This window comes from Bartonella sp. B10 (assembly GCF_053794435.1).
In genome coordinates this window covers 795348-809138 of the sequence record NZ_CP200030.1, presented here as the reverse complement: position 1 = coordinate 809138, position 13791 = coordinate 795348, and the positions used below count along the sequence as shown (strand labels likewise).

Here is a 13791-nt window from a genome sequence, read left to right as displayed (position 1 = left end):
TTAGCTTTTATCCTTATATTATTGACGAATAAGTTTAATAACCATACACTATTTTTATTACTTCATTAAAAAATTTAATTTTAGGATAGAGACAGTCATGCGTGATCAGTTTGGTGATATTAGCTTAGCATCTGAATTAAGAGATGCTGCCGTTAAATCAAAAATTTGGCCATTTGAAGAAGCACGCAAGATTATAAAACGGTATGAAAAAATCGGTTATCCAGAGAGCATTCTGTTTGAAACAGGTTATGGACCTTCTGGTTTGCCGCATATTGGTACTTTTGGTGAAGTTGCTCGTACGACCATGGTGCGACACGCGTTTCATATTTTAACAGAGAACAAGGTTAAAACAAAACTTCTTTGTTTTTCTGACGATGTAGATGGTTTGCGTAAAGTTCCTGATAATGTACCAGACCGCGAAAAAATGGAAAATTATCTTGGTCAACCGCTTAGCGTTGTACCAGATCCTTTTGGAGATGTTTATCCTTCTTTTGGAGCTGCAAATAATGCGCGTTTGCGTATTTTTCTCGATCGCTTTGGTTTTGATTATGACTTCGCAAGTGCAGCTGATTATTATAGTTCTGGTCGTTTTGATGAAACACTTTTAAAGATACTTGCCTGTTATGACAAGGTTATGGCAATCATCCTACCAACATTAGGTGAAGAACGGCGTGCTACTTATTCACTTTTTTTACCTATTTCTCCTTTTTCTGGAAAAGTATTACAGGTACCAATAATTGCCCGAAATGTTGAAAAGGGTACTATTACATACATTGAGCCTGATACAGGAGAAACTATTGAAACGGAAGTTACAGGGGGAAAAGTTAAGTGCCAGTGGAAAGTGGATTGGGCAATGCGTTGGACGGCGCTAAGGGTTGATTATGAAATGGCAGGGAAAGATCTTATTGATTCCACCAATCTTTCCTCTAAAATTTGCAAAGTCCTTGGTGGAAATCCACCAGAAGGATTTAATTATGAGTTATTTTTGGATGATCAGGGTAAAAAAATTTCTAAATCTAAGGGAAATGGCTTAACTATTGATGAGTGGTTAACTTATGCCCCAACAGAGAGTTTGGGGCTCTACATGTTTTTAAAGCCAAAAACAGCGAAACGGCTTTATTTTGATGTTATTCCAAAAGCCGTTGATGAATATTATGCACATCTTTCGGCTTATGGTCGTCAGAACTGGCAGGAGCGGCTTAATAATCCTGTATGGCATATCCATAATGGTTGCCCTCCACAGGTTGATTTGCCTGTATCCTTTTCCATGCTATTAAATTTGGTGAGTGCTTCAAATGCAGAGAATAAAGATGTTCTTTGGGGCTTTATTTCTCGCTACGCTAAAGGAGCAGATGCACAGACTTGTCCGGCACTTGATCAGTTGGTGCAATTTGCCATTAAATATTTTGACGCTTTTGTCAAACCAAATAAAAGATTTCGGATTCCTGATGAGAGTGAACGTTCAACATTGGTTAAGATTGATGCAAAATTAGCGGGTTTGCATAAAACTGTCGACGGAAATACTCTCCAAAATGCACTTCTTGATGTTGCACGTTTAATAGAATGCTACCAAGATCATAGCAAGAAAAGTCCTGAAGGAGGGCCAGGTGTTTCGAATGTTTTTTTTCAAATGTTATATGAAGTGCTCTTAGGACAGGAGCGAGGGCCACGATTAGGATCATTTATTGCACTGTACGGGATTGATGAAATGCGTGCACTGATTGCTGATGCACTTGCAAGGCCTGTGGAGGCATAATGAAAAAGAGAGCAGGAGAAGTAAGACGTCGTCGTACGTTTGCAATCATTGCTCATCCTGATGCGGGAAAAACGACACTAACAGAAAAGCTATTATTATTTGGTGGAGCTATTCAGCTTGCTGGTGAAGTAAAAGCAAAAAAAGATCATATTAAAACCCGTTCTGATTGGATGAATATTGAACGTGATCGTGGAATTTCGGTAGTAACATCGGTTATGACCTTTGAATATGAAGGTCATATTTTTAATTTGTTAGATACTCCAGGCCATGAAGATTTTGCAGACGATACTTATCGTACTCTCACAGCAGTTGATAGTGCTATTATGGTTTTGGATGGTGCACGCGGAATTGAGCCGAGAACACTAAAATTATTTGAAGTATGTAGGATGCGTGATATCCCTATTGTTACTTTTGTTAATAAAATGGATCGTGATGCACGTGATCCTTTAGAAATTTTAGATGAAATTGAAGAAAAACTCGCACTTGATACTGCACCAATTACTTGGCCTATTGGTATGGGTAAGGATTTTGTGGGTACCTTTAATCTTCATCACAATTATTTTCGCAAAAAAGATGATGAAATAATCCCACAGTCAGTTTTAGGGCCTGATGATATTGCGCACATACTTCCCAAAAATCAACGTGAACCTTTTATAGAAGGGATAGAACTAGCCCGTAGTGCTTGTAGGAGCTTTGATTTACAGGCTTTTTATGAAGGACATATGACACCAGTTTATTTTGGCTCTGCTTTACGAAATTTTGGTGTTCGTGATTTAATAAATGCGTTAGTCGATTTTGGTCCAAGTCCTCGTAATCAAGTTGCAGATAAACGAAGTGTTACAGCAACAGAATCAAAAATGACAGGATTTGTTTTTAAAATTCAAGCTAATATGGATCCTAATCATCGTGATCGTATTGCATTTTTACGGGTGTGTTCGGGGACTCTTGAGCGTGGTATGAAAACAAAGTTGGTAAGAACTGGAAAGATAATGACATTGTCGGCACCACAATTTTTCTTTGCTCGTTCGCGCCAACTTGCTGATCAAGCTTATGCTGGTGATATAGTTGGTATTCCAAACCATGGGACTTTACGTATTGGTGATACGCTCACAGAAGGTGAAGATGTTCTCTTTAAGGGTGTGCCTAATTTTGCGCCGGAAATTTTCCGTCGTGTTTGTTTGAGTGATCCGATGAAAGCAAAAAATCTCAAAGAAGCTTTGCATCAAATGGCTGAAGAAGGTGTTGTGCAATTATTTATTCCCGATGATGGATCACCTTCTCTTATTGGGGTAATTGGCGCTTTGCAAATTGATGTCTTAACGGAGCGTCTCAAGGTGGAGTATTCTTTACCAGTGAGTTTTGAATCGTCACGCTTTAGTGTATGCCGTTGGATTTTCGCAGAAAATAGAGATGAGTTGCAAAAGTTTATAGCTAATCACAGGTCTTCTATTGCGCATGATTTGGATGGAGATCCAGTTTTTTTGGCAGAAAATCACTTTTCACTAAATTATGAAATAGAGCGGGCTTTGAAGATAAAATTTACAACTTTCAAAGATTATCAAATTCGTGCTGAATAAACGGTTACTATGGTAGAAGGAATTGTCATTCAAGGATTAAACAAATAAGGGGTATTATATTATCACCCCTTATTTATAAAAAGGTTATTATGGGTATATTTAACGAAGATTGTTTTGAATCCATTCAGAAAGATTTTTCTTAGAATTTGCACCAACAATATTGGATGAAACAGTTCCGTTTTTAAACATCAATAACGTAGGAATTGATCGTACTCCGTATTGGGTAGCTAATTCTGGATTTTCATCAATATTGATTTTGGCAATTTTAATCTTATCTTTCATTTCTATTGCAATTTCATCGAGGATGGGGGCAATCATTTTGCAAGGGCCACACCATTCTGCCCAAAAATCCACTACAACAGGAGAGGAAGAGTCAAGAACTTCATTTTTGAAGTTACTGTTATTAATTTTTATACATGTCATCGATTTATCCTTTATATTTATAAATTAGAATGGTGGTAATTCATATCAAGTTATTCTAAAGATGAATTATAGGAAGCCTTTTATAAAAGATTTTTCTTATCTTATATGGCAATTTCATCAATAAGTGTATCGAGTTTTTCAGGAGTTAGTTTAAAAAATTTTGCTTCTTTGCTATAAATAAGAAGAGCTTGTACATCTTTATTTGGATGAATAGTTTGCAACAATTTTCTATAAAGAGCCATTTGCAGCAAATAGTGTTGTGCTATAATAGTTTCGTCTTCAGGCATGGTTCCAGTTTTAAAATCAGCAAAGATAACGCTGTTTTTTGTGATGTATAGACGGTCAATTTGGCCAGAAACTATTTGTTCTTTTCCACGAACTTTTACAATACCCATTAAAGAAACTTCAGCACGTGACAGATCAGAAAAAAGCGGTTTCAGATATGAATTGTCTAGGATTTGCCAAACATGATGAATTGCATTTTCTTTTTGGTTTTCGTGCCAATGAGAAGCTTTTGTATTTAGATAATGTCGGGCATAATCTTTACGTTTATTAGGAGGGCAATTTGGCAGATGTTGTAGTAATTGGTGCACAAAATAACCATATTCAATAGAAAAAGCTCTGTTTGTGTTTTCTTCTCCTAAAACAGGTGAAATTTTAAGCTGTTTTATACTAGAAAAAGGCGTATTATCAGGCTCAATAGAAAGACTAGCAACAGATGGTCTTAATGGTTGTGGCAAGGCCAATTCTGATGGGACTTTGTGGTGGAAAAAATTAGGCAAAGATGGGGGTATTTGCATCTCTGTACAGGTTTCTTTTTGGTTTATTAAGGTAGCAGCATAGGGTGTGATGCAATAGCGCCAAGCTGCAATATCTTCTGAAGGACCCTGTATAGAAACTGCATATGGTTTAAGTGCTTTCTTGACTAATGGCAACCATGTATGGGAAGAAGTTCGTTCATTACTATATCCACAAATGAATAATCTATCCTCAGCACGGGTCATTCCCACATAAAGAAGTCGTTTATACTCTTCTTCTGCACGTTCTTTCAATCGTGAGATCAATTTTTCAGAAAGCTTTGTATCAAACTCTGCGTTGGGATGCCAGATAAAAACCGGTTGATTGTGTAATGTTTTGTTAGATGGGGGCACTTGAAGCAAGTGTGGAGCATGCTGAGGATGCCAGATTGCGCTACCAGAGTCTACTAGAAAAACAATTGCTGCTTCTAGTCCTTTAGCTGCATGAACAGTCATAATACGAACTTCTTCATGGTTTTGATCAAATTCACGCTTAATTTCTGGTTTACTGGTATTTAATATTTCTAAAAAAGCTTGTAATCCTGGTAAACCAGTTTTTTGAACAGTCAGCGTGTAATCCATGAAAGCATCAAGAACGTCATTTGCTTCAGATCCTAAGCGAGATAGAATTTTTTGCCGCCCCTTATCATTGTTAAGGATATGGCTATAAAATTCAAAAACCGGTATGTTGTCCACTAAATTTCGGTAGTTGCTCAAATGTTCGAAGGCATATTTAAAAGATGCATGTGATTGTGAGTGTACACAAAGGCTTTGCCAAAGTGATCCTTTACGGTAAGCAGCAAGTTGATAAAGTTCATCTTCTGTAAGAGAAAAAAGTGGACTTTTTAAAACACAAGCAAGAGACAGATCATCTTGTGGTTGCAAGACAAAGCACGCAAGAGCCATTAAATCACGTATACTAATGTGATTGGTTAGCTGTAAACGATCAGCACCAGCTACAGGAATATTGCGTATTTTAAGCGCACGAGAGAGCGCAGAGACAAATTGGTCACGTTTACGAACCAAAATCATAATATCACTAGGTCGCAATAAACGTCCCTTGGCTGGAAGCATCTCTCCTTTGTGGAGCCAGTCGGCGATGGTTTCAGCAATTTTTTCTGCCAAACGTACTTCAGGTGTGTCCAAATGTTCAACGGTTAAATGCCAATCATCAGGAAATTCACTTTTTTCTTTGAAAATTGTATCCCATATAATTACATCACCTGGACTATTATTACGAATAGCTTCGTGTACTGTTTTTTCATTTTCTGCTGAAAGTCCTTTGTAATTTTCTGGTGTTTCAAAAACGATATCAATACTTTTAAGGACATCAGCTGTAGAGCGAAAAGAATAATTAAGTTGTACTTTTTCAAATTTCTGTTTTGCCTGCTGTGCTTTTTTTTGAATTATTCTCCCATTTGCGGAAAAGTTTTCTGGGGCAGCGCCTTGAAAAGAGTAAATAGATTGCTTTTCATCTCCAACGGCAAAAAGAGTGCGTATGTTTGTACGTTGACTATGGCCTGTAAAAAATTCTTGCGCTAAAAGTTGAATAATTTGCCATTGTTCAGGGTTAGTATCTTGTGCTTCATCAAGAAGAATATGATCAAGACCGCGATCAAGTTTATATTGCACCCATTGGCTTGCACCTTTACGCTGCAACAGTTGTAGTGTACGCTCAATGAGATCATCAAAATCTAAGAGGCCATTGATCTTTTTTAGATTTGCATAGATTTTGAGATAAATATCACAAAGCTGAAAAGCAACCATATTGAGTTGAACAGCTTTTACGCACTGATATTTATCTAAAAGAATAGAAAGTTTATTTTGTTTATCTTCAATCTCTTGTTGGATAAAAGGCCAAATTGTATCTGATTTTTTTGAAGATAAACGTAAAAAATTACGGGGTTGGCCTTTAGTTGTAAAATAAATATTTGAGATAATGTTAATAATACTTTTTTCATCAACAACAACCGCTAATTGAGAAAATTTTGCAATCATATCATCGGTGTTTTTATTGTTATATGTTTGAAAATGTTTAAGAATATAAGGGGGAAGCAAAGCGGTTTGTTGAATTTTTTTCAACAGTAGTTGGCCTGTTTCATCAGGTTCTAAGTTAAAGAGCATACGTAACTGTTTTTCTCCTCCTTTAGATAAAATGGAAGACAAAAAATTAGATAATTTATGTTGCTTTTCGGTTGCTTCGTATAGAAATTTATTAAAAGTGCTTTCGCTAATAACTTTAAGCAGCTGTTTCAAAGCTGGTTGTGTGTCATTATGCACTAAAAGTTGACGGCGGGCTTCTAATAATAATTTTTTTCGATTGATATCATCGAGTAGTTCGAAATGCCCTACAATATTTGCTTCTAACATAAACTGATGCAATAAAGATTCACAAAATGCATGAATAGTTTGGATTTTTAGTCCACCAGGTGTTTCAAGGGCGCGAGCGAAGAGTTGGCGTGCATGGGTTAGTTTTTGTGCATTGGCAGGTTTATTTTCGAGTTGTGATAAGATTTTTTGAAGTTGTGTATCATCAAGTTCATTCCAGCTGGAAAGTGTACGAAAGATTCGCGATTGCATAACAGCAGCAGCTGCGTTTGTGTAAGTAAGGCATAAAATGCGTGCTGGAGGGGTATCGTTTAAAAGCAAACGTATGACACGTTCGCTTAAAACATGAGTTTTTCCAGATCCTGCATTTGCAGAAACCCATACATTTGTTTTGGGATGTGTTGCTGTTGCTTGTGCATCAAGAGCAGCTTCGGGAATAGAAAAAAGAGTCATGATTGATCTGCAGTATAAAAATTATTTGACCATTCTGATAATCGTGCCAGATGATCATAGTCGCTTTCATATTGTTTTTTTAAGGGGACGGCATGTGAAAGATATCCTTGTTGTGGATTTTTATAATAGTTTATTAATGCGATAAGATATTCCCATGCTTTTTTACCGAGATTTATTGCATTTTTATTATCTTTTGTCTTTTTATTAAAGAGAATTGATTGGGGTTTAATTTCATCTTTTCCGTTGAGTGGGATGTAAAATAAATTTACAGGGGTAAGGTTTTGAAAATCTGTAAAAGCCCCTTGCATTAACAAGGCTGCTTCTAATGCTAATTGTGGATGTAATAAATCACAAACTTGTTTTGATGAAGGGGGAGTGCTGGTTTTAAAATCAATAATTTCGACCATTTTTTCTGGCAAAACATCAATGCGGTCGGCGCGTCCTGAAAGGGTTACGCCTGTTGTACCTATAGGTATTTTTTGGGATATTACTTCAGCATGTCGTTCTCGAAATCCAAGGCTTCTTTCCCATTGAATGATAAACGGGGCAAATTTTTCAAAAGTAGTCCACCAGATTACTTCAATATCAGGGGGTAAATTCAATTTATCAAATTCTTTACGCCCAATGGTAAGGAGTTCATTTAATGCATTTGCCGCATTTGGATTGTTTATTTGTACACAAAAATTGGCAAGAATAGTATGATAAAGTGTTCCACGTTCGGTAGCACAAGGGTCATGGATAAGTGCTTTCAGTGGTTTGAGTCGCAAGATTTTTTTTGCATAAATAGCATAAGGATCATACCGCAATGTTTCTATTTCAGTAATTGAAAAATGGCGTGGACGCACGTCAAGTGGTGGTACAGGGCAAGGACGTTTGATACAGGTAGTTATATTCGTATTGTCAAGCATTCTTGCCCAATGGAGCAATATTTCACCTCGTGTGCGAATTTGTTTCCAAACCTGCTTTCCTACAACCGTTTCTAAGCGTTGTAACCAGCGTGAGGGAATAGAAGGAGTATGATTAACCCTTATAGCTCTGCTCATTACCACTTTATTCATTCCCATAGCCCATTGAAAATCATGTGCTGAAAGTCCAATATGCTTTTCTGGCGGTTCTAGAGTTAACATCATTTTCATTGGTCGTGATAAAAAAGCGTCATTACGGGCAGTGATAGGCCATGATTTTTCATTAAGGCCGCCAATGACTACCGTATCAACCGTTTGTAAACGTGATTCCAAAGTACCCCAGATGAATAAGCGTGGATGCCCTCCAGGGGAAGGAGTCACAGAGTGGGTTGCTATCAGGGCTGAAAACATAGCAGGCCACTCACAAAGACGAAATTTTAATCCTGATTTATCACTAATTAATTCACGCAAAAAAGTTGATAAGGCTTGTCCTGCTTCATTTTGGTAAAGATGTGTAAGAAGGTGGTTTTCATCACGTCCAAAATTTTCAAAAACTTCAACTGTTGCTATTGCAGCTTCATTAATTGTGTATTCCCTCTCCTGTTTCATGAGAGATGATAAAGGCTCAACAGCTTTAACTAAAAGGTGACAAAGCAGACGTGCTTCTTCATTTTTTTGTGGATCAAAAGTATAGTCGGTATTATGGGAACGTGTTTTTACCCATTTTTCAAAAAATTGGTCACATTCGCAAAGATTGATTCGTCCAGTACTTCCGCGAAGAATAAGTAATTCAAAATTTTCTGCCATCTCACGCAAGCGATGACGGTTTTGCTCTAATGTTGTGAGTGGATGTTTAAGAAGAGAAAGGAAAGCAATTGGATCACCGGGTTGAAATATATTTTCTAAAAGAAGTCGCAACAGGGTTGAAGGCAATGTTTGTGCAAGCGGTATTTCTCCTGAATCATTAGCCTCAATTCCAAACCTCTGTAACTCGACGACAACACGACGTGCTAAATTACGATCATTTGTAATTAGAGCTGTAGTTTTTTCAGGCTCTTCAATTGCATTTCGCAATGTAACAGCAATAGCAAGAGCTTCTTCACGTTCATTTATGGCTTCAATTAGTGACCAATCTGCACAAAGGCTTTCATAATCATCACGTACAATTTTTGTCCACAGATCTGTTGTTGAGGATAAACGAAGTGCTTCTGATAGAAGAGCTGCACGTTTTTCTTTTGTTACGCTTTTGGAGCCAATTTCGCGAACATGAATGCGTTTACATTGCATGAGAGATAAAAGTTTTTTGAAATGATATTGGGGATGGCTAAAAGCGTCAGATGTATGATTAAAAAAATCGAAAGTTGTTTCTTGTGTTGTGCCTAATGCGTTCCATTGCTCTTCGTCCATATAAAGATCGAGGCCTGGAAGAACAACAGCTCCTTTTGGTAGGTGGGATATTACCTTTAAAAGATGTGCAACTGCGGGGATAGAGCCTGTTGCACCTGCTGCAATGATAGGTTTATTAGGTTTCGTATGGTATAAAATTTCTGCATGCATTTTAAGTGCTTGATTGCGCCATTCAGCTGGATTGCTTCGTTGCCTCTCTTGCAAGATTTGTGGCCAATTTTGTGTAACAATGGTAAGGAAATTGAGTGTTATTTGCCACCATTCGGCTACCATATCAGGTGCAATTTCTTTCAGTTTTGACCAATCTGCTGATTCTGTTTCAACTTCATCCATTAAGCGTGCTAAATCTTGAGCAAGCCAAATGGCATCGGCAGTATTAGTAGGAATAAATACATCTTCTGTACCAATTATGGTACGAAGATGAATAGGCAAATTTTCACGCCAAGAGCGAATGAGATGTGCCAAAAGCAGAATACGTTCACTTTCTCCAATAGGAGGATTCAGTGCATTCGTATGGTGTTCAAAAAAAAGGAAGCTATCTTCGTTCACATCTCCTAAAGGACGAATGGTTGGTAAGAAAGTTGATCGTGTTTCGCTTTTCTCAACAAAGGCTGTGCGTAAAGCACGAGCAGCACGGCGTGTCGGTACATAAATGATGGTATCAGCAAGAGCAGTTTGAGTATCTTCATTTTGTGAGAAGTTGTCAATGAGAGTACCTGATAGCAATGCATCAACAAAAGTTGGTAAAAAAGCAGTTCCCAGAGAAATAGAAAAGACACGTGGATTATGAGTCATGTGATCTCGTTTGGTATGTGTGAAAAATATTTCACGTTATTGATTAGTTGTACTGTGTCTACTGTATACAATTTTCATTTATGTAAAAACTAAAATGCTATATTTGTAAGGTAGATTTTTTTATTTAAGTAAAGCAGTATCTTAGCAGATAATTCTGTTAATTTTAATCAAAGGTTTGTAAATAGGTGCGTGCTCATTCTTCGATTTTTGAATTGAAAACTAAGTTTTCTAGTGAAAATGGTTCGCAAAAGATAAATAGTGAAGTATCTATTGTGCTTTTCAAAAGAGGTTCATTTCTTGATTCAAGCTTTAGAAAATAGAAGTATACACAAATCTTTAGAGTTTTTGAAATCTGTTTATAAAAGACTGCTGTAGACGTTTAATGGAGTGTTCTTCTGATGTTAGAGTTATGTGACGTCCGCGACCTTCATACTGGAGAGTGATAGCGAAGGTAACAGGTCCCAGACGATTTTCGCTTTTTTCTGGCCATTCAATGAGTAAAATGCTTTGTTTACGTGCCTCATGAAACCCTAGTTCATCGATTTCTTCTGCTATCGAGATGCGATAAAGATCAGCATGAATAATTTCAAATTGTGGAAGTTGATAATTTTGAACAATAGTAAAAGTAGGACTTGGAATATCCATGGTATTGTCGTTGGCAAGTGTATGGATAAGTGCGCGTGCTATGGTTGATTTTCCTGTTCCAATATCACCCTGTAATGTCACAAGATCGCCAGGTTTTAAAGCAAGAGCCAAATTTTGTGCAAAAAGCTTGGTTGCTTCTTCATTTTCAAGAAAAAAACTAAAATTCATTTTCATTTCCGTGAAATGTATGAGAAGAAATTTTGTAATAACAAAACATCAGCTTAAAAAAATTTATCTATTTTGGAAACTGGAAAAAAACATTTAACTGTTGTTCCTTGTCCTGTGCCAGTCATAATTTCAACATGTCCACCATGGAGTTCAACAAAGCTTTTGACAAGAGAAAGACCAAGACCGGCTCCTGCACGCACACCGTGATGTGAATGGGAAGAAAAGCGTTTGAAAACTCTGTCAAGGATATCTTTGGGAATATCAGATCCATCGTTGTGAACACTAAAGATAATCTGATTATCTTGTTCATCGGCACAAAATTCAATTGTGCTTGCTTCTGTTGCAAAATTAATAGCATTACTGAGTACATTAACAAAAATTTGATGCAGACGTGTTGCATCGGCTGAAATGAAATTTAAGAAAGGAGAAATTTGTTGTAAAAGTGTAATATGGCGCCCATTAAGACGTTCTTCTACGCGCATTACTGCTTGCATCATAGCATCAGCAATGTTGACAGGTTTTATATCTAATTCCATGATACCTGCATCAAGTGTTGCAAGGTCAAGAATGTCGTTGACAATGTTTAAAAGAGCGCTTGATTCTGAATGAATATGTCTAAGGTATTCATGTTGGCGTTCATTGATAGAGCCAAAAAGTTGGTCACGTAGAATATCAGAAAATCCAATAATATTGGTGAGAGGTGTGCGTAATTCATAGGAAACATGTTTGACAAATTCATTGCGCAAATGCTCAGCTTTTTCTAAAGCTTCATTTTTTTCTTGCAGAGCACGCGCAACATGGATGGTGTCAGTAACATTCACAAATGTTAGCATTGTTTGTCCATCTGGTAGTGGTACCACTGTGTAGTCAATAATTACTCCATTTTTCAGGTTCATACGACCAGCGTATGTCTCGCGCTTTTCAGCAAAACCAGTAATGATTTTAGTGAATTGATTCCATTCTTCTCCTACTATTAAAGATGAGCAATAGACTTGTAATTGCGTAATGTGGGTACCTTCTACTTGTAAATTATAGGGCAAAGACCACAATTTTGATAAGGCTGGATTTGATAAACGAAGACGCCCATCGGTACCAAAAACAACGACTCCTTCAGAAAGTTTTTCAAGTGTTTCACCTTGTATTTTTATTAATGTATTATAGCGTCGCTCAAGATCAATTTTTTCGGTAAGGTTTTCATAAAGCCAAGTAACGCCTCCTTGTGGATGAAAATTGGAAAGAACACGTACTGTGCGACCATCTGGAAGATTCCAAATTTGTTGATTTGATTCTGTTTGTCGGTAAGCTTTAAACAGTTCTTCTTTCCATGCACGCCAATCAGGATGATCTCCGATGAGCCCTTCTTCGCGCAAACGTTCAAGAAATAATGTATGACTCGGTTCACTTTCTAGAAAAGAGCTTTCTAATGGCCACAAAACTTTAAAAGCATGGTTGCAGAATTTTAATTTTTGATTAGCATCGAAAATTGCCACAGCTGTTGAGATTTGGTCAAGTGTTTCATAATGGTTTTGAAGAATTCGTTCCATTTCACGAGAAAGGTTTTCATATGCACTGTCATCACGAGCAAAAGCTGCCATTCCTTCGTTTGTTGTAATACGCGTTAGATAAAAATGATGTCGTTCTCCATTAATTACGGTATGAACATGATCTTGAAAAACTGTTTCTATTTCATCTGTTTTGCATAGTGTTGTTTCGTTGAAAAGATCAGCTACCTCATTGCTGTTTTCTCGAATATTTGCTATTTCTCTGAAGGCACGATTAATAAAATAGATTTTTCCTTCATGATCTCGTATCCATACAGGCTCTTGAATACGGTCAAGAAGATTACGCTGCATTCTTATCTCTACAAGAAGTCGTGTAATATCTTTTTGTAAACGTGAATTTTCAATCTGTTGTATTGAGATATCTTGAAAACGTGCAATAGCTGCTGTTCTTGTAATAATACCTGTAACTTGTAATGGTATATTGTTTGCGGTGATAATCGAAAGTTCAAAAGGATGACATTTACAGCGCAATTGGGTTAATGCATGATTAAGATCTTGTAGAGAAGGTTCTTCGAGCCAAAGCTCGAAATGTTGGAAGTTTTGCTGACTAATTCCCATTTTTTTTAATTCAGGAATATTACCAACTGTGATTGGTAAGGCTGTTGGGTTTTCCCAAATAAGGAGATATTGTCCAGTTTCTTCTAGAAGCCATTCGTATAGTTTAAGTTTTTCGGAAAAATCTGATTGAATAGTCTTTAAAGGCTTCCATATGGATTTTTTGGCATCCATGATAATTATTATGCATGCAAGAAATGAGGCACAAGAAATACCTCCACAGAGTGTTAAAATAAGCCACAGACCATCTGGAAAATTGAAGTCAGATGGTAGATACGTCGTAAATGACTGAGCAAGAGCATATGTTGGAGAAAAAAAGAAAAAAAGGCAAAAAACATCAGCACAGATCCGGATCATTTTTTGAGCCTTTTCTTTGGAGGAATAGTCACCAAAGTTGAGCACGATGCATTTTCCTTTTTT

6 protein-coding genes and 1 pseudogene are annotated in these 13791 nt (G+C 37.0%); 2 read left to right on the top strand and 5 right to left on the bottom strand.

The annotated features are described in order from the left end of the window. Positions 1 to 97 precede the first annotated feature (97 nt). Positions 98 to 1756 carry a lysine--tRNA ligase gene (locus V3565_RS03320; RefSeq protein WP_455477799.1) on the top strand — a complete coding sequence of 553 codons (1659 nt, stop codon included), beginning with the start codon at positions 98 to 100 and terminating at the stop codon, positions 1754 to 1756. Continuing rightward, complete coding sequence (locus tag V3565_RS03315; RefSeq protein WP_455477798.1) at positions 1756 to 3333, top strand: peptide chain release factor 3; 1578 nt, start codon at positions 1756 to 1758, stop codon at positions 3331 to 3333. Before V3565_RS03320 ends, V3565_RS03315 begins: the two co-directional genes overlap by 1 nt. 99 nt (positions 3334 to 3432) lie before the next feature. On the opposite strand, the gene trxA is transcribed toward V3565_RS03315, so the two are convergent. From trxA to V3565_RS03290, 5 genes and pseudogenes are all read right to left on the bottom strand, one after another. Further along, complete coding sequence (gene trxA, locus V3565_RS03310; RefSeq protein ID WP_455477797.1) at positions 3433 to 3756, bottom strand: thioredoxin; 324 nt, start codon at positions 3754 to 3756, stop codon at positions 3433 to 3435. Positions 3757 to 3857: 101 nt separating this feature from the next. Then, complete coding sequence (gene addA / locus V3565_RS03305) at positions 3858 to 7334, bottom strand: double-strand break repair helicase AddA (protein WP_455477796.1); 3477 nt, start codon at positions 7332 to 7334, stop codon at positions 3858 to 3860. Further along, positions 7331 to 10441, bottom strand: a complete 3111-nt coding sequence (gene addB, locus V3565_RS03300; RefSeq protein WP_455477795.1) for a double-strand break repair protein AddB — start codon at positions 10439 to 10441, stop codon at positions 7331 to 7333. The genes addA and addB overlap by 4 nt, the downstream gene beginning before the upstream one ends. A gap of 351 nt (positions 10442 to 10792) precedes the next feature. Beyond that, positions 10793 to 11254: pseudogene (gene tsaE, locus V3565_RS03295) on the bottom strand (tRNA (adenosine(37)-N6)-threonylcarbamoyltransferase complex ATPase subunit type 1 TsaE); the annotation flags it as partial. Between the two features lie 53 nt (positions 11255 to 11307). Beyond that, the gene (locus V3565_RS03290; protein ID WP_455477794.1) at positions 11308 to 13773 is read right to left on the bottom strand and encodes an ATP-binding protein; all 2466 of its coding nucleotides are present in this window, start codon (positions 13771 to 13773) and stop codon (positions 11308 to 11310) included. Between the last annotated feature and the right edge of the window lie 18 nt (positions 13774 to 13791).

Excerpts from the sequence above, each read along its gene's own strand:
- V3565_RS03320 (WP_455477799.1), top strand. The coding sequence starts at position 98 with ATGCGTGATCAGTTTGGTGATATTAGCTTAGCATCTGAATTAAGAGAT.
- V3565_RS03315 (WP_455477798.1), top strand. The coding sequence starts at position 1,756 with ATGAAAAAGAGAGCAGGAGAAGTAAGACGTCGTCGTACGTTTGCAATC.
- trxA (WP_455477797.1), bottom strand. The coding sequence starts at position 3,756 with ATGACATGTATAAAAATTAATAACAGTAACTTCAAAAATGAAGTTCTT.
- addA (WP_455477796.1), bottom strand. The coding sequence starts at position 7,334 with ATGACTCTTTTTTCTATTCCCGAAGCTGCTCTTGATGCACAAGCAACA.
- addB (WP_455477795.1), bottom strand. The coding sequence starts at position 10,441 with ATGACTCATAATCCACGTGTCTTTTCTATTTCTCTGGGAACTGCTTTT.